At 66.1% G+C, this 15,760-nt stretch carries 15 protein-coding genes and 2 pseudogenes; 5 read left to right on the forward strand and 12 right to left on the reverse strand.

The window, feature by feature from the left end; translation table 11 throughout:
* Positions 1-57: 57 nt before the first annotated feature.
* The 7 genes and pseudogenes from NX782_RS11065 to NX782_RS11085 form a co-directional block, all read right to left on the reverse strand.
* Complete coding sequence (locus NX782_RS11065; protein ID WP_258845506.1) at positions 58-1,572, reverse strand: GDSL-type esterase/lipase family protein; 1,515 nt, start codon at positions 1,570-1,572, stop codon at positions 58-60.
* Positions 1,573-1,711: 139 nt separating this feature from the next.
* On the reverse strand, positions 1,712-2,557 hold the full coding sequence (locus NX782_RS11070) for a hypothetical protein (protein WP_258845507.1): 846 nt from the start codon (positions 2,555-2,557) through the stop codon (positions 1,712-1,714).
* A gap of 8 nt (positions 2,558-2,565) precedes the next feature.
* On the reverse strand, positions 2,566-2,994 hold the full coding sequence (locus NX782_RS26395) for an NAD-binding protein (RefSeq protein ID WP_308632920.1): 429 nt from the start codon (positions 2,992-2,994) through the stop codon (positions 2,566-2,568).
* A pseudogene (locus tag NX782_RS26400) lies at positions 2,992-3,483 on the reverse strand (NAD(P)-dependent oxidoreductase); the annotation flags it as partial. The pseudogene NX782_RS26400 and the gene NX782_RS26395, both read right to left, overlap by 3 nt.
* Before the next feature lie 43 nt (positions 3,484-3,526).
* Complete coding sequence (locus NX782_RS26405; RefSeq protein WP_308632917.1) at positions 3,527-5,458, reverse strand: ABC transporter permease; 1,932 nt, start codon at positions 5,456-5,458, stop codon at positions 3,527-3,529.
* Entirely contained in the window at positions 5,455-7,266 is a 1,812-nt protein-coding gene (locus NX782_RS11080) for an ABC transporter permease (RefSeq protein WP_258845509.1), read from the reverse strand. The genes NX782_RS26405 and NX782_RS11080 overlap by 4 nt, the downstream gene beginning before the upstream one ends.
* A complete protein-coding gene (locus NX782_RS11085; protein ID WP_258845510.1) occupies positions 7,263-8,117 on the reverse strand; it encodes an ABC transporter ATP-binding protein in 855 nt (284 codons plus the stop codon). The genes NX782_RS11080 and NX782_RS11085 overlap by 4 nt, the downstream gene beginning before the upstream one ends.
* A 147-nt stretch (positions 8,118-8,264) precedes the next feature.
* Between NX782_RS11085 and NX782_RS11090 the strand changes: the two genes are divergently transcribed.
* Positions 8,265-8,696 (forward strand): ion channel, encoded by a 432-nt coding sequence (locus NX782_RS11090; protein WP_258845511.1) that lies wholly within the window; start codon positions 8,265-8,267, stop codon positions 8,694-8,696.
* Positions 8,697-8,721: 25 nt separating this feature from the next.
* Here NX782_RS11090 and NX782_RS11095 read toward each other — a convergent pair whose 3' ends face one another.
* Together NX782_RS11095 and NX782_RS11100 are read right to left on the reverse strand one after the other, a co-directional pair.
* Positions 8,722-9,552 carry an SGNH/GDSL hydrolase family protein gene (locus NX782_RS11095; protein ID WP_258845512.1) on the reverse strand — a complete coding sequence of 277 codons (831 nt, stop codon included), beginning with the start codon at positions 9,550-9,552 and terminating at the stop codon, positions 8,722-8,724.
* Between the two features lie 42 nt (positions 9,553-9,594).
* Positions 9,595-9,933, reverse strand: a complete 339-nt coding sequence (locus tag NX782_RS11100) for a LysR substrate-binding domain-containing protein (protein WP_258845513.1) — start codon at positions 9,931-9,933, stop codon at positions 9,595-9,597.
* On the opposite strand from NX782_RS11100, the pseudogene NX782_RS26410 reads away from it, so the two are divergent.
* From NX782_RS26410 to NX782_RS11120, 4 genes and pseudogenes are all read left to right on the forward strand, one after another.
* Positions 9,899-10,166, forward strand: a pseudogene (locus NX782_RS26410) (SDR family oxidoreductase); the annotation flags it as partial. The gene NX782_RS11100 and the pseudogene NX782_RS26410 sit on opposite strands and share 35 nt — an antisense overlap.
* A gap of 163 nt (positions 10,167-10,329) precedes the next feature.
* Positions 10,330-10,824: an Hcp family type VI secretion system effector gene (locus NX782_RS11110; RefSeq protein ID WP_258845514.1), complete on the forward strand. Its 495-nt coding sequence runs from the start codon at positions 10,330-10,332 to the stop codon at positions 10,822-10,824.
* Positions 10,825-10,838: 14 nt separating this feature from the next.
* A complete protein-coding gene (locus NX782_RS11115; protein WP_258845515.1) occupies positions 10,839-11,219 on the forward strand; it encodes a CHAP domain-containing protein in 381 nt (126 codons plus the stop codon).
* Positions 11,200-11,718 carry a hypothetical protein gene (locus NX782_RS11120; protein WP_258845516.1) on the forward strand — a complete coding sequence of 173 codons (519 nt, stop codon included), beginning with the start codon at positions 11,200-11,202 and terminating at the stop codon, positions 11,716-11,718. Before NX782_RS11115 ends, NX782_RS11120 begins: the two co-directional genes overlap by 20 nt.
* Before the next feature lie 18 nt (positions 11,719-11,736).
* On the opposite strand, the gene NX782_RS11125 is transcribed toward NX782_RS11120, so the two are convergent.
* The 3 genes from NX782_RS11125 to lpdA form a co-directional block, all read right to left on the reverse strand.
* Positions 11,737-12,087 carry a hypothetical protein gene (locus NX782_RS11125; protein WP_258845517.1) on the reverse strand — a complete coding sequence of 117 codons (351 nt, stop codon included), beginning with the start codon at positions 12,085-12,087 and terminating at the stop codon, positions 11,737-11,739.
* A gap of 309 nt (positions 12,088-12,396) precedes the next feature.
* Positions 12,397-13,686, reverse strand: a complete 1,290-nt coding sequence (locus NX782_RS11130) for a M20 family metallopeptidase (protein ID WP_258845518.1) — start codon at positions 13,684-13,686, stop codon at positions 12,397-12,399.
* A gap of 193 nt (positions 13,687-13,879) precedes the next feature.
* Positions 13,880-15,754, reverse strand: a complete 1,875-nt coding sequence (gene lpdA, locus NX782_RS11135; protein WP_258845519.1) for a dihydrolipoyl dehydrogenase — start codon at positions 15,752-15,754, stop codon at positions 13,880-13,882.
* Positions 15,755-15,760 lie beyond the last annotated feature (6 nt).

The following is a 15,760-nucleotide window of genomic DNA, read 5'->3' on the forward strand; positions in this document are numbered from 1 at the left end:
GCAACGGGCTGCCTGGCCCACCGATCCGGCTGGCCAGGGCAAGCGCACAGTGCCGTTTCAGGGCTGCTGTGCCGCTGCCTGCTGGTTTCCGCTACGCAGCAGCCTGAACACCGCCTGCGCCGCCGTTACGCCCATCGCCTGGTAGCCTGCGCGGTTCGGGTGCAGGTAGTCGCCGGCGCTGCCTTCGCTGTTCGGGACGTAGGGCGCATACAGCGTGCCGGTGCGCGGATCGGTCGTCACCGCCGCAAAGTCGGCCGTCCCGTCGAACAGGCCGCTGGTCAGGATGAAGTTGTTCAGCGTCCTGCGGTAGGCGTCGGTCTGCGCGTTGCCGTATTGTTCGGCGAGCGTGGCGCTGGCAGCGGCCAGCGGGCTGTTGGACGGCACCTGCCCGTTCGGCACATAGCTGGAGGTCAGCGTCGCGCCGATCACCTTGATGCCGGCAGCGTGCAGGCTGGACACGACTTGCCGGTAGCCCGGGATGATCGGCTCGGGCGTCAACTGGCCGCCACCCAGGTCGTTGATGCCTTCCATCCAGACCACCGTGTCGACCCCTGCCACGGAGATGACGTCGCGCTGCACGCGCTGGGTAGCCGGCTGGCCGGTCAGGTTGGCGACCACGGCATTGCCGCCGATGCCCTGGTTGACGACGCTGACCCGGTTGCCCAGGCGCCGGTGCAGCTGGCGCGACATGACGTTCGACCAGCGGTCGTTGCCGTTGAGCGTAGAGAAGGTGCCGTCGGTGATCGAGTCGCCGAAGGCCACGACCACCAGCGTGTCCCTGGGTGCCAGCACGTCGACTTCGCTGACGAAGAACCACGAGGTGGTCGAATACGGGTAGGCGACGTCATCCTCCGCCGAGACCTTGTCGCCCGAGCCCTGCGCGCTGATGTAGGACGTGGTGAAGGCCGTGCCGTGATGGCTCATCGGTCCGGACGAACCTTCGACGGCGAAGCTGATGGCCAGGTTGCGGCCTTCCAGCGCCTGCGGCTGCGTGGCCGACACGAAGGGCAGCTCGACCGGATCGCTGTAGACCTGCTGCCCTGCCGGAATCGTGATGCTGCGGTTGCCCCTGAAGCGCAGGTCGACGCTGGTGCCCGGCACCAGGTTGGCCTGGTAGCTTTGCAGCCCCACCGCGGCGTGGCTGAAGGTGACCGGCTTGGTGCCGAAGACGTTCGAGAAGCGGATGCGCACCGTGCGGCCCCACAGGTCGGGCTTCACGATCATCCGCATGCTCTGGTTGACCGCACCGTTCACGGTCGCATTCGGCAAGGGAATGCTGAGGTCGGGCTGCGGGTCGAAGCCCGGCACCGAGGCGCCTTGCGGCGTGGTCGGCAAGACATAGGCCGACTGGATCGAAGTCGTCCATGATGCGGCCCATTTGCTGTTGCCATGGCCCTTGTAGGCGGCATCATCGGCATTGGCGGGCACAGTGGCCGTGAGCCCCGCTGCCAGCCCCGCCGCCAATCCCACCGCGGCCAGCAGACCGCGCCGCCGCCCGCCGTTCACCGCATGCGATACACGGATCGATGCGATCCATGCCCCCAGCCTGCCCTTCCAGTTTGAATTAAGCATTCCGCTCTCCGTCGCGACCTGCGCACAAGTGGTTGAGAAGCTCCTCCCTCGTCGACTTCAACAAAAGGGGAAGCGAGCGTCAACCGTGCTGCATGGACGGATTGATGACTGTCACCGGCAATGCCGAGCGATGGAACTCTCAGGAATGGATGAAACGGAAAGTCGGCTCGATGTTTTTCGCGTGCAGGTGCCGCACGATATCTTCCAGCGTCGCATCCTTCAGCAGCAAGCCATCCGGCGGGGATGCCGGCGCGGCTTTCGGCTTTGCCGGGGCCTTGGCCGGCGCCTGGGGCGGCGGCTGCAGGCTGAATGGCTCGGCCACCAGCGCATCGGCTGCCACGCTGGAGACCGGCTCAGGCATGGCCGGGGCTGCGGCAGTTGCCGGCCTGTTGCGCTGCTCGAGCTTGTGCAAGGCTTCGCGGAACTGCTCGTCGGCGATGCTGTCCAGCCCTTCCAGGAAAGCCGCCTGGCCCGCCAGCGGCGGCGCCACCTCGAGGCCGGATTCCTCGGCAAACGAAGCGCCCATGCCGGGATGGATGAAGGCCGCCCACTTGCCGCTGCGCGGGTTCAGGCAGGGCGGTAAATAGACCGGGGCCGTGGCGGCGTCCGGCGCCAGCTCGGTCTGCCGGAAATAGGTCTGCTGCAGCAGTTCCAGGAATTCCTGCGCTTCGCCGGCCGGCACCGGCGTCTCCAGCGACAGCCACAGGCGGTAGGCGCTGGCGCCGTCGATACTCACCGCCGGCGCCGGCAGGCCGAGATCCGCCTGCAGCGCATTCGCGACCTCGCACAAACGGTCCCAGTGGCCGGCTTCGCCATCGCCGAAGACCTTGCGGAAAGGAATGGCAAACGCGCGCGTCAGGCCATCCGCCGTGGTCAGCTTGATCGCCAGCGTGGTCTTGCCGGCAATGTGCGCGGCCAGGGCATCGCGGGTCACCGCTTCGGGCGCCAGGTACAGGCGCGTCAGTTCTGCAATCAGTTTTTCCATGTTTTCTTTCAGTTCATGCCTCCCCTGCGCGCCGCGTTCTTGCCGAGCGCAGCCAGGTCGAGGTCGCCGTCGCCGTGATCGACGGCTTCTTTGAGCACGGTCTGCAGCGCATCGCCGAAAGCCAGCGGCAGGTTCTTGCCCTGCCCTGCTTCCACCGCCAGGCGCACGTCCTTCTGGCCCAGCGACAGCTTGAAACCGGCGGGGCTGTAGCGCTGCGCCGCGATCATGCCGCCATAGCCTTTATACACGGGCGAGCCGGCGAACAGGGTATTCGTGATCAGGTCGATGAAGCTGGCGGGCGCAATGCCGTGGGCACCGGCCAGCGCCGCGCCTTCGCCCATCGCTTCGATCGCGCAGGCCAGGGTCAGGTTGCAGGCCAGCTTGATGGCGTTGGCCTGCTCGGGCGCCTCGCCGAAGCGCCAGGTCTTCTGGCCCATCAGGTCCAGCAGCGGCTGCACGCGGGCGATCAGCTCGTCGCTGCCGCCGGCCAGGATATTCAGCTTGCCGGCTTCGGCCACGTCGACACGGCCCAGTACCGGCGCCGCCACGTAGCCGACGCCCTTCTCCAGGTGCAACGCCGCCATCTCGCGCGCGAACGCGACGGAGACGGTGGCCATGTTGACGTGGATGCTGCCCGGCGCCATCGCATCGAGCACGCCGCCGTCGAGCATCACTGCACGGGTGGCGTTGTCGTCGGCCAGCATGCTGAACACGACGTCGGCGATGCCGCACTCGGCGCTGGCGGCGGCGGGCCTGGCGCCCTTGGCGGCCAAAGCCTGCACAGGGTCCGGATTGCGGTTCCAGACGTGGACGATCTGCCCAGAGCGCAGCAGGTTGGCGGCCATATGGCGGCCCATGGCGCCCAGGCCGATGAATGCGATGGTCATCGAATGCTCCTCTAAAAGACGTCGCCCCCGCATACGCGGGGTCCAGGTCGTATTAGACCAGCAATCGCGTTCGCACGCCGCGCTAGCGCTGCGCCGCGGCCCGCAGCGGCAGGCAGCTCCAGGGTTCGACCATGTCGTACAGGCGGCCGCGCACGCCCACCTGGTAGCAGACCTGGTTGCCCGCCACCTGGTCCAGCGGCAGCCAGGCGACCGGACGCTGGCCGTGGCGCTCGAAGCGGTCGACCGCGACGACATCCTCGAGCCGGCTGTCGGCGCGCGGCCGGAACTGCAGCACCAGCCGCTGTCCCTGCGCCAGCGGGCTGTCCAGCTGCACCGCGATGCCGACCCTGCCGCCCTCGCGCACCAGGATGCCGCGCGGCCGCGGCATGCTGTCGATCGTCGGTGCGAACGCCGCGCTCCATTGCGCGAGTTGCAGCGCATAGTCGTTCAGGACCAGGTTGAGGTCGAAGCCGGCGCGCTGGAAGGCGCTGCGATACAGTTCATAGCCTTCGAGCGCCGACGGGAAATCCGGTTGCGCCAGCGTCACCAGCACCCTGCGCGGCGCGTCCTCGCCGTAACGCTTCACCAATGCTTCGATCAAGCCGGCGCCGAGCGGGTATTGCAGGCGCCAGTCGACGTTGCGCTGCAGCGAGCGGTCGTCGAGCAGTTCGTCCTGGTTCAGCAGATGGCGCCGGAACATGGTCGCCACCGCCAGGTGCCCCTGCCTGCGCAGCTCCGCATCCTGGCGGTAGGCCGGTTCGGCCCAGTGCGCGAGACCCTCGTTGAACAAGGACATCTTGTCGAGTCCCCGTCCGCGTTCGCCGCCCGCCAGCCAGCTCGCGATCACGTGCACGGTTTCATGCACGAGCGTGTTGTGCCAGCCCGGCTCCAGGGCCACGCGGACGCGGTTGTGCAAGGCCAGTCCCGCCGTGTGGCGGATGCTGCCGGCCAGGTCGACGTCGATCAGCGGCGCCTCGCCGATCTCCACCCCCAGCGCCTTGGCCGCGGTGGCGAAGGCGGCGTCGGCCTCCTTCAGCTCACGCTCCTCGACCGCGCGGCCGGCGGGGATGTTGAAGGTGTAGTGCGCGGTGACGAATTTGCGCGGGCGCCCTGCGGCTGCGGTGGCAGCGGAGTTGGCAGCCGCGGTAGCAGCGGGTACCGCAGCCACGGTAGCATCGCCGCCCGGCTCGTCGCCGCCCTTGTCCTTGTCCCTGTCCAGCGTTTGGTAGAGAACGACGAACAGGGCGACCAGGCCGGCCGCGCCGAGCACGAACATGAAAATCCGGTTCTGCGCCAGCCTTGTCATGCGCAGCATGCCGGCACCACCGGCACCGGCGAACAGCAGGTAGGCGCCTGCCAGGCAGGCCAGGGTCAGGACTGTGACCGTCCACACCGTGTCCCCGCCCCAGCCCTGCGTCGCCCAGCCGTCCGCGATCAGCTGGGTGGGGTCGAGCGCGGTGCCGGCACGCGGCCATGTGCTGCGGAGCAGGAGCACCGCTGCGGCGCCGATCGCCAGCAGGGCCCAGGCCAGGTAGCGCAGGAAGCCGAACAGCAGGCCCAGCGCCAGGCCGGCCGCCAGCAACAGCAGGTAGCGCAAGGCGAGCCAGCCGACGGCCGCCGCCGCGATGGGTTCGTCGACGGAATGGCGCAGCCAGGCATTCAGTGCCCAGCCGAGAAGCGGCGTGACCATCGCGTAGACGAACAGGCAGGCGCCCGCCACCATCAGCTTGGACAGGAAGACCTCGCTGCGCCGCACCGGCAGGCCGTCGAGAAAGGCCAGCGTGCCATCCTCGACTTCGCGCGCCAGCAGGCCGCTGCCCATGGCGAAGGACAGCAGCAGCGACAGCACGGTGCTCTCGATCCAGCGCGTGCCGGAGAACAGCGTGAAGCTGCGATGCCAGGTCTGCAGGTCGCCGACGCCCAGTTCGAGCAGGTCCAGCAGGAACAGGATCACCAGCAGCCAGGCGAAGGGCCGCATGCCGGCCCATTCCTTGGCGATCAATACGCGCTTCATGGCAGCTCCTTGCGGACCGCGCCCAGGCGATAGCGGCAGCCCAGTGCGGGGTCGAAGGCCTCGGCCATGACGAACACGCGGCTGCCGGCGGCAAAGGTGGCCGGCAGCACGCCGCTGGTCTTGGCGCCGGCCCACCAGGTCGTCACCGAATCGACCGCCGGCTCGCCCGGACGCAAGGCCTTGTAGCGCACCGTCAGGCCGGTCGGCGCGGCGCCGACGATCCGGTAGCGCAGTTCGGACACCGTGCCTTCCAGCCGCGCCGCCTCGACCCGCAACGCGGACGGCGGCGCCGGGCTGCGGTCCTGGCGCATCGCCAGCGCCAGCTGGGACAAGGGCAATCCTGCCTGCGCCAGCAGGTCGGCGGTGGCGGCCACGCGCACCAGGCTGCGCCCATCGTCGCTGGACGGCTGGCCCAGCGCGGCGCGCATCAGCGCCTGGTAGCGCGCGGGGCCGAGGCGGTCGTGCAGGGTCTGCACGGCGCGCCATGCGTAAGCGCTGCCCAGGCATTCGCCCAGCAGTTCGTCGGTGGTATCGGCGCGGCGCAAGGCCGCTTCGTCGTCCAGCCCGTACGCGCGCAGCAAGCGGGCGGCGAGGTCCGCGCGGCGCCGCAGCAGCAGCGTGTAGCCTTCGGTCCGTCCGGCCTCCCACCAGGCGCTGAAGCCGCGCAGCAGCCAGGTGCGGTCCTCGCGCCAGGTGTAGGCGGGCGACTGGTCGAGGATCTCGACGATCCTCACCATCTCGCGCAATTGCGGCAGCGCCAGCTCAGGAGCGCCGAGCGCCGCCCGCACCAGCAACTGGTTCGGCGGGGCCTTGCCGAAACCGATCTCGTGCGCTTCACGCCAGGCATCGGGCACCAGCGCCACCGGCGCCAGATCGCGCAAGCCGAGCCAGGCCCGCATGGCGGCGAGATCGGACGAGAGCTGCGCGGCCAGGCGCGCCGGCGGCACCCCGCCGACATCGTCGATCCAGCCGACGCGGACGGTCGGTTCGGCCGTACTGGCGACCGCCTGTTCGAGGTGGAAGGGCGGCGGCGGCACGCGCTTTTCGATCAGCGTCGACAACCCGGCCACGACGCCGAAGGCCAGCGCCACCAAGGTCCGCGCCCGCGACGACATGCGCCGCGCCAGCACGACCGCAAGCGCGCCGCGCGCCGATACCGCCAGCGCCAGGCAGACGCCCATCAAGCCGGCGGCCAGGGCCGCGGTGATGGCGATTTCGCGCCAGGGCGGCGGCGCGCCGAGCAGCGCCAGCGCCTCCCCTGCGACCAGGAAGGGCGGCCATTGCGCCACCGGCAGCTGCACGCGGTCGCTCAGGGTCGCGACAAACAGGAACAGCAGTCCCCAGACCACGAAGCGAAAGCGCAGGGTCAGGGCAATCGCGAAGGCGCCGGTGTACACGAATAACAGATAGACGATGCTGCGCAGGGCGACCAGGCCGGCCAGGTCGGCGCGCAGGTAGACCTGGTCGCGTACCGCAAACAAGGCGATGCCGAAGGCCGGCACGAAGAACAGCATCAGCGCGCACCAGCCGGCCAGCCATTTGGTCAGCAGCACCGTGCCGCGGCCGATCGGCAGCACCTCCAGGAACAGCTGGGTACCGAGGCCGTACTCGCGCATCACCAGCCGGTTCGGCATCACGATGGCCGCCAGCGTGCCGAACATCACGAGCTGCGAACGCCAGGCCTGCAGCGGCGAGACCGCCGTGTGCGCCGCGACCCAGAGCAGGCCGAAAATCACGCTGCCGATCAGGTGCAGCACCAGGATGAAGCGCCAGTGCTCGCGCCATTCCTTGCGAAGCAGCGCGATCATGCCGCGCGCAGCTCGTCGGTCCGGGCGAAGGCGAGGAAGATGTCTTCGAGACCCAGTTCCTCGACCTCGGCGCCCGGCGGCAGATCGGCGCCTTCCCAGGCGGCGGCGGCGGCGCGGTAGACGTCGCCGCGCACCCGTTCCCATCCCGGCTGCTCGAAGGGCTGCGCCAGTCCCGCGATCCGCCGCACCTGCGCGCGCAGGCTGCGCACCGTCCCTTCGAAGCGCGTCGAGCCGGCCTGGATGATGCCGACCCGCTGCGCCACCTGCTCCACTTCGCCGACCAAATGCGAGGAGAACATCACGGTCGTGCCCTGCTCGCGCTGCAGCTCGATCAGCTGGTCGTTGAATTCGCGCCGGGCCACCGGATCCAGCCCGGTGGTCGGCTCGTCCAGCAACAGCAGCGGCGGGCGCGAGGCGAATGCCAGCGCCAGCGACAGCTTGGTGCGGGTGCCGCCCGACATCGCCGAGGCCTTGCGGTCGGTCGGGATGTCGAGGCGCCGCAGCAGGCGCTCGAACTCTTGTGCATCCCAGGTCGGGTAGAACTCGCCGACGAAGCGGCCGAGCTGGCGCGCCGTCATCCACGGATAAAAATGCGGCTCCTGGGGCACGAAGCCGATCTTTTGCTTGAGGCGCACCGGCACGGATTTCACCTGCTCGCCGAACAGTTCGATGCGGCCGGCATCCGGCGGATTCAAGCCCATCAGCAGGCGTAGCGTGGTGGTCTTCCCGGCGCCGTTGCGCCCGAGGAAACCATAGATCTCGCCTTCCGGCACGGCCAGGTCGAGGTCGTTCAGGGCGAGCACCTTGCCGAAGCGGTGCGTGATTCGTTCGAGGCGCAGCAAGCAATTCATTGAGGTGACCGGTGGCGGAAATGTTTCCATCGTAATGCAAATTAAATCTTATGCAATATCCGGAATGGTAAAAGCAGCTTCGCCATATGCAGAAGTGCGGCAGAAGCGCGGCGCCGCCTGCCGCGCCTTCGCGTTAAGCTGGAATGCGTGGAAATCGCCGCCTTCACCTGCCTGCTCCTGCTGGTCGCCACGACCTTCATCCATTACGAGGTGCTGCGCCTGCTCACGAGTACCCTGCCGGTGCTGCGGATCCGGCCGCGCCTGCAGCTGATCATTGTGATCCTCGGCGCCTTCTGTGCGCACTTCCTCGAGATCCTGCTGTATGGCGTGGCCTACTGGGTGCTGGCGAGCTGGTTCGACATCGGCGGCATGGGTCCGCCGGGGCCACTGCCCTTCTCCCGCTGCCTCTACTTTTCGGCCGAAACCTATACGACGCTGGGCTATGGCGACGTGCTGCCGCATGGCGATCTGCGTCTGCTGGCGGGGCTGGAAGCGCTGAACGGGATGCTGCTGATCGGGTGGACGGCGTCGTTTACCTTCCTGTCGATGGAGCGGTTCTGGGGCGACGGCCAACGCTGAAGCAGGCGCCTCCTCGCGCTCGCGCTTACTTGCCGAGGAGCGCCTCGAGATCCTGCGCGATACGGTCCATGCCGGCCTGGTTCGGATGGTAGGCGACCGGCTCGCGCCAGCTTTCCACACGCGCCGGATGATAGCCGGTGACATAGCTCGCGGCCGCGCAGACTTCATGGCCGGTGCCGAGCGCAGCCGCGCGCACCAGGTCGACATGCTTGCGCGCAGCGGTGGCTTCGAACACCTGCGTGAGACGCGCCGTGGTCTCGCGCATGCGCTCCGCTTCCGCCGGCGCCAGCGGCAACTGCGGGCAGGTGCCGGCGTCCTGCGCCACCGCCGGCAGGTAGCCGACCATGACGATACGCGCGTCCGGCGCGCGCCGGCGCACCGCGTCGATCACGCGATCCAGCTTGCCCGGCAGCTCGGCCAGGCGCTGCGCGAGCTGCGCCGTGTCCGACACCTGGCAGGCGCCCTTGCCTTTGCTGCGGCAGGAAAAGCCGAACAGGTCGCCCACGTAGCCGATGTCGTTGCCGCCGATGAGGAAGGCGACCAGCCTGGTGTCCGGCGTGACCGCTTCGATCTGCGCGGGAAAGCCGTGCTGGCCGCGCACCAGGATATTCTCGGTGGTGGCACCGGAACAGGCCACATCGACCAGCGCCAGTCCGCGCCGCTGCGCCACCGTGCGCGCGTAATTGCTCAGCGAACGTCCGCAGTCGACGCTGGCCGCGTCATGCACGCCGACGCCCGGACCGGCGGCGTAGGAGCTGCCCATCGACACGAAGCGGGCGCCTTCCGCCTCGGCATGCGCGGACCAACTGGCCAGCGCCAGCACCATCGTTACGAACATCGGTTTGCGTATTTTCATGGCGCTACGATACGCGCGCACCCAGCGCTCGTCCATAAAAAATCAAGCCAGCACCGACACGCCGTTCAGGCCGGGCGTATCGGCAAACACGCCGGCGATGTAGTCGATGAATACGACGGCCCGCTGCGGCAGCAGGCGCTGGGCCGCGTACACGGCGTAAATCGGCGTCGGTCCGGCCGCATGGTCGCTCAGCAGGACGCGCAAGCTGCCGTCCCGCACCTGGTCCCAGACCATCCAGCTGGGCAGGTAGGCGATGCCGATGCCGTCGAGGACCGCGCGCCGTATGGCTTCGAGATTGTTGACCCGCATGCGGCCGCGGACCGGTACCTCGCCGTCGCGGAACGGCCAGAACTGGATCCTCGAGCTGAAAGGCCGAGGCATTTGTGTCAACACCTGAGCCCGGGACCAGTCAAGACGACGGGACTGATCGAACTGGCGGAGTCAGACGCGCCCAGCCAGCAGGGTCTGCTCGATCACCTCGCGTCGCAGGTACCGATGGGGCGCGTGGGGATCCGGATGAGATTGCCAAGGCGGCTGTGTTTTTGGCTTCGGACGACGCTAGTTTCGTCACGGGAGCGGAGTTGTTTGTGGATGGTGGGATGGCGCAGATTTGATTGCCGGGCAAAGACTCATGAAGCATTGACTTTGCATCGCTGTCTGACTTCATGTTGATTCTGCTCATTTGCTGAACTGAGCATTGCCCACCTCTAGGCGGTAAACCCACGCAAGAATTGCCATTTGCTCCGCTTTCGCGAGCACTTTCTTCCGGAGAGACAAATGGCAATCGACGTGTACCTGCAAATCGACGGCATCAAAGGCGAGTCGCAAGACGACAAGCACAAGGACTGGATCGAAGTCACCGGTGTCCACTGGGGTGTCTTCCAACCCAGGAGCGCGACCTCATCGACCGGAGGCGGCCACACCGCCGAGCGCGCCGAGCTGGACGATATCTCGTTCTCCAAGCTGGCAGACCTTTCATCACCCATTCTCGCCCAGACCTGCGCGATGGGTAAGACTATCCCGAAAGCCAAGCTGGAGTTTTTCCGTGCCGACGGCGATGGCGCTCGCGTGAAGTATTTCGAGATCGAACTCGAGAATGTCCTGATCGGCATGGTAAAACCGCATCTGGGCGGTAATGAATCCTTTCTGTCCGAGACCGTGAACCTGAAATATTCCAAGATCAAATGGAAGTACACCCAACAGAAAATCGGCGGTGGCAGCGGCGGCAATACTGCTGGCGGCTGGGATCTGGCAGCCAATAAAATCGCCTGAGCGGGGGACGAACAATGCCTTTCGATACGGCCAAGTTCGCTACGCACCTTCGTAAGCATGCCAAGGCGCACAGTCAAGCCAGCTGCGCCAAGTTCGTTCGTCGGGCTCTCGAAGCAGGAGGTGCAGACACGAAAGGACACCCGACACCGGCGAAACTGTATGGACCTACGCTGGAACGTAATGGTTTCCACGCCATCACTGTCGACGATCCGGACAAATTCGCTTTCCTGCAAGGCGATATTGTCGTCATGGAGCCAACGAAACACGGTAACGCAGCCGGACACATTGCTGGCTACGATGGGAAAGTCTGGATATCGGACTTTTTCCAACGCGGTTTCTGGCCGGGACCTGTTTATGCAAAGGAGAAGCCGAGTTATGTCGTCTACCGCCGCTAAAAGATTCTTTCTTATCGCCTCAGCCGCCATGACGATCGGATGGGCTTGCCCGGCGTCGGCAGAGAAGGTACAAGCCGGAACAATCGTCGTCGCAAAGCTGTACAAGGACTTCGCCTGGCAGGCGATGGCGAGTCAGGCGGAGCTGTTTGGAGAAGATCTGGCGCACCAGCAGAAAGCGACGCTCGAGAAATACTTCGCGCCTGCATTGGCCAGGTTGCTGCTTGAGGACGCCGCTTGCCAAGTGAAATACCAAGGAATCTGCAATCTTGATTTCGACCTGCTGTTCAACTCGCAGGATCCTCGCGTAACCGATCTGGAAATCACGATGGCTTCGCCAGGGAAGGTATCCGTTGTCTTCAAAGATCCGGTCGATCAAAAGCAGACGCGTATCGACTTTCAAATTGCCCAGGTCTCCGGTGCATGGAAAATCACCGATATCATCTACAGGCAACCGCAAGCGCTGTCGCTAAGAACGGTTTTATCACGCAAAATCCCATAGCCGGCGCAAAGATCTGTGTTACTTGTTTCTGAACCATCGCGTCCTGACGCGATGAACGGCCAGAATGGCTGACAGAACAATCGCGAAATAGATCGCAATGTCGAGGACCAACGCGCCAGTATCCAGCCGGTCCTCGACAAACCCGAGCTGCCGCTCGACGGATATCCCCGGTGCGTCAAACAGGTAGGCAAGCGGGAAGCCGCCCTTCAATACCGGCTTGTCGCAGAGCTCATCGGCGCGCGGGCCGCACAGGTTACCGTATGCCGCCAGCTCGGGACCGACGCGCTCGACATGCACCGACACCAGCGCCATGGCGAATGCGGCGATGAGCGAGGGGATGATGAGACGCAATTTGGCAATGATAGACATGTTTTCCTGGTTCGGTGCCGGTCGCGTCCGGTTTTAATGACGTCCCAACTGTGTTCAAACCCGCGACGCCATCCATCCTCATCGGCACCCGTGAGCCGCCTGACAGGACCGGGCTGCGTTCGTCCATTCCGGACCTTGTAGCTCCAGGCATCCAATCGAGAGCCACTCGTTCTAGAAAAACCACCCATAAGGAAACTCCTCGCTCCGCACAACTGGATGAACAAGATAGGCTGCAATACCGACGGCAAAGCCAGCAGAGCGTCATGTTTGCGCAGGAAGATGTGCAGGGAAAGGTTTGATCCCCATGATTCAGCTTTTCTGGCCTCCCGCCGCCGGCGCCGCAAGCCACGCCAGTGCCGCGACCACCATCGCTTCCACCCCAGCCTCAAGGGTCGGGTGCATGACCGGTGCAAAGTAAGGGCTGTGGTTGGTAGGGATTTTATTGATCTCGCCCGCAGCCTTGGCGTTCGCATACACCTCGGGATCGGTGCCGCCGACGAACCAGAACATGGAAGGCGTTCCCCATGCGGTTCCGAACGATCCGAAATCCTCGCTCGCCGGCGCCGCCCCCACATGGCGCACGCGCTCGGCGTCGAAGTGCTGGCGGAACGCATCGCCGACCCGCTTGCTGGCGTCGGCGTCGTTGAAGCCTAGCGGATAATGATCCAGCGTCGTGAATTCGGGCGGCCGCGGTGCGCCCGAGGCTGCGGCCTCGGCATTGGCGATCCGTTCGATGGCCGCAAGTATGCGCTTGCGCACGCCGGTATCGAAGGTGCGTACGTTGAGCTTGATGATGGCATCGTCGGGAATCACGTTTTCCTTGGTGCCCGCCTGGAGCGCACCGATGGTCACGACGGCGGACTCGTCCGCGGCGATCTCCCGCGACACGATGGTTTGCAGGCGCATCACCGTCGCGGCGGCCATCACCACGGGATCGATGGCTGCCTGCGGCATCGATCCATGGGCGCCGCGCCCGAACAGGCGTATCTGCAGGCTGTCTGCGGCGGATGTGATCGCGCCGGCCCGGCCGCCGAGATTGCCGGCAGGGCCCACCATGACGTGCTGCCCGAGCACGATATCGGGCTTGGGAAAGCGGTCGAACAGGCCGTCGTCGAGCATGGCGCGCGCGCCCTCCGCCGTTTCTTCCGCCGGCTGGAACACCGCCATCACGGTGCCCTGCCATGCGTCGCGTGATTGGGCGAGCAAGGCGGTGGCCCCTGCCAGCCAGGCGACGTGCATGTCGTGCCCACAAGCGTGCATCACCGGGACCGACTTGCCTTCGCGATTCGTTACCCTGATCTTGCTCGCATACGGCAGTCCGGTCGCTTCCTCGACAGGCAAGGCATCCATGTCGGCACGCAGCATGACCGTTGGCCCCTCGCCGTTGCGCAGCAGGCCGACGACCCCGGTGCCGCCAATCCCGGCCGTCACATCGTAACCGGCCTTGCGTAGGTGCTCTGCCGCCAGGCCTGCGGTCCTGGTTTCCTGCATCGACAATTCAGGATGGGCATGCACATCGGTATACAAGGCTTCCAGGTCCGGTAACAGGCTGTGCAGGCCGGCCAGAACTTTCCCCGTGCTGTCTGCTGGTACGTTCATCGCCATATCTCCCCGTCAAAAGGTGAACGATGCGACTTGGGCGTACGGTGGCGCTTGGCCGCCGTTTCACAGTACTGTACATGCATGCCGATTCCGGTGCCGCCGCGAACGGAACTGGGCCAGCCGAAAAAAAACCGGAACCCAAGGGCTCCGGTTTTCGATACTTCACTTGGCTGAAAGCTCAGCGCCGATTTCAGCGCTTGCGCGGCGGCGGCAGATCGGTGCAAACACCCTCATAAGCCTCAGCCGCCATACCGATCGACTCGCCCAAGGTCGGGTGCGGGTGGATGGTCTTGCCGATGTCGATGCCATCCGCGCCCATCTCGATCGCCAGCGCGATCTCGCCGATCATGTCGCCGGCGCTGGTGCCGACGATGGTGCCGCCGATGATGCGGTGGGTCTCGGCGTCGAACAGCAGCTTGGTGAAGCCTTCCGAACGGCCGTTGGCAACGGCGCGGCCCGATGCGGCCCACGGGAAGTGGCCCTTCTCGACCTTGACGCCCTTGGCCTTGGCTTCTTCCTCGGTCAGGCCGACCCAGGCCACTTCCGGATCGGTGTAGGCCACCGACGGGATGACTTTCGCATCGAAGTAGGCCTTCTCGCCGTGCGCGGCTTCCGCAGCGACGTGGGCTTCATGCACGGCCTTGTGCGCCAGCATGGGCTGGCCCACCAGGTCGCCGATCGCGAAGATGTGCGGCACGTTGGTACGCATCTGGCCGTCCACGCCGATGAAGCCGCGGTCGGTCACTGCCACGCCGGCAGCTTCCGCCCCGATCTTCTTGCCGTTCGGGCTGCGGCCCACGGCCACCAGCACCAGGTCGTAGACCTGCGGTTCCGGTGCGGCCTTGCCTTCTTCGGCCGACTCGAACGTCACCTTGATGCCTTCGGCCAGCGCTTCCACGCCGACGGTCTTGGTCTTCAACATGATGTTGTCGAAGCGGTGCGCGTTGAACTTCTGCCAGACCTTGACGGCCTCGCGGTCCGCGCCCTGCATCAGGCCGTCCATCATCTCGACCACGTCGATGCGCGCACCCAGGGTCGAGTACACGGTCGCCATTTCCAGGCCGATGATGCCGCCGCCGATGACCAGCATGCGCTTCGGCACCTGGCGCAGTTCGAGCGCGCCGGTCGAATCGACGATGCGCGGATCTTCCGGCACGAAGGGCAGCTTCACGACCGAGGAACCGGCCGCGATGATCGCCTTCTGGAATTGCACGACCTTCCTGCCGCCGTCCGGACCGGTCACTTCGATGTGGTTCGGGCTCAGGAATTTGCCGACGCCCTGCACCACGTTGACCTTGCGCGACTTGGCCATGCCGGCCAGGCCGCCGGTCATGGTCTTGATGACCTTGTCCTTGTAGGCGCGCAGCTTGTCGATGTCGACGTCGGGCTTGGCGAAGCTGACGCCGATGTCGGCCATGTGTGCGGTCTCGTCCATGATGTGCGCCACGTGCAGCAGCGCCTTGGACGGGATGCAGCCCACGTTCAGGCAGACGCCGCCCAGGGTCGCGTACTTCTCGACCAGCACGGTGTTCATGCCGAGGTCGGCGGAGCGGAAGGCGGCCGAGTAGCCGCCCGGACCCGCGCCCAGGACCATCATCTCGCATTCGACGTCGACCTGGCCGCTGTAGCTCGATGCGGCCGGGGCCGGCACGGCGTTCTTCGGTGCCGCGTCGGCTTTATGCGCCGGTGCGTAGGAATCGGTCGGGCCGGCGGCGGCGGTCGGTGCCGCAGCCTGCGCGCCGATCTGTGCGGCCGGCTTGTCGGACGACGATGCGCCAGCAGCAGCCGGTGCCGGTGCAGCAGCCGGCGCTGCGCCAGCGCCCGCACCCGACTCGTCCAGGACCAGCAGCAGCGAACCTTCGCCCACCTTGTCGCCGACCTTGACCTTCAGTTCCTTGATCGTGCCGGCGTGGGTCGACGGGATCTCCATGCTGGCCTTGTCGGACTCCACGGTCACCAGCGACTGGTCGACCTTGATGGTGTCGCCCGGCTTGACCATCAGCTCGATGACTTCGACTTCCTTGAAATCGCCGATGTTGGGTACTTTGACTTCAACGGTGCTCATATGCTC

The organism is Massilia norwichensis, assembly GCF_024753245.1.
Taxonomy (GTDB): domain Bacteria; phylum Pseudomonadota; class Gammaproteobacteria; order Burkholderiales; family Burkholderiaceae_D; genus Telluria; species Telluria norwichensis.

Bases quoted from the DNA above. Each gene is read 5' to 3' on its own strand.
- NX782_RS11080 (WP_258845509.1), bottom strand. From the start codon at position 7,266: ATGATCGCGCTGCTTCGCAAGGAATGGCGCGAGCACTGGCGCTTCATC.
- lpdA (WP_258845519.1), bottom strand. From the start codon at position 15,754: ATGAGCACCGTTGAAGTCAAAGTACCCAACATCGGCGATTTCAAGGAA.
- NX782_RS26395 (WP_308632920.1), bottom strand. From the start codon at position 2,994: ATGGGCCAGAAGACCTGGCGCTTCGGCGAGGCGCCCGAGCAGGCCAAC.
- NX782_RS11065 (WP_258845506.1), bottom strand. From the start codon at position 1,572: ATGCTTAATTCAAACTGGAAGGGCAGGCTGGGGGCATGGATCGCATCG.
- NX782_RS11085 (WP_258845510.1), bottom strand. From the start codon at position 8,117: ATGAATTGCTTGCTGCGCCTCGAACGAATCACGCACCGCTTCGGCAAG.
- NX782_RS11100 (WP_258845513.1), bottom strand. From the start codon at position 9,933: ATGCCTCGGCCTTTCAGCTCGAGGATCCAGTTCTGGCCGTTCCGCGAC.
- NX782_RS11120 (WP_258845516.1), top strand. From the start codon at position 11,200: ATGTCGTCTACCGCCGCTAAAAGATTCTTTCTTATCGCCTCAGCCGCC.
- NX782_RS11125 (WP_258845517.1), bottom strand. From the start codon at position 12,087: ATGTCTATCATTGCCAAATTGCGTCTCATCATCCCCTCGCTCATCGCC.
- NX782_RS11115 (WP_258845515.1), top strand. From the start codon at position 10,839: ATGCCTTTCGATACGGCCAAGTTCGCTACGCACCTTCGTAAGCATGCC.
- NX782_RS11095 (WP_258845512.1), bottom strand. From the start codon at position 9,552: ATGAAAATACGCAAACCGATGTTCGTAACGATGGTGCTGGCGCTGGCC.
- NX782_RS11130 (WP_258845518.1), bottom strand. From the start codon at position 13,686: ATGAACGTACCAGCAGACAGCACGGGGAAAGTTCTGGCCGGCCTGCAC.
- NX782_RS11110 (WP_258845514.1), top strand. From the start codon at position 10,330: ATGGCAATCGACGTGTACCTGCAAATCGACGGCATCAAAGGCGAGTCG.
- NX782_RS11070 (WP_258845507.1), bottom strand. From the start codon at position 2,557: ATGGAAAAACTGATTGCAGAACTGACGCGCCTGTACCTGGCGCCCGAA.
- NX782_RS26405 (WP_308632917.1), bottom strand. From the start codon at position 5,458: ATGAAGCGCGTATTGATCGCCAAGGAATGGGCCGGCATGCGGCCCTTC.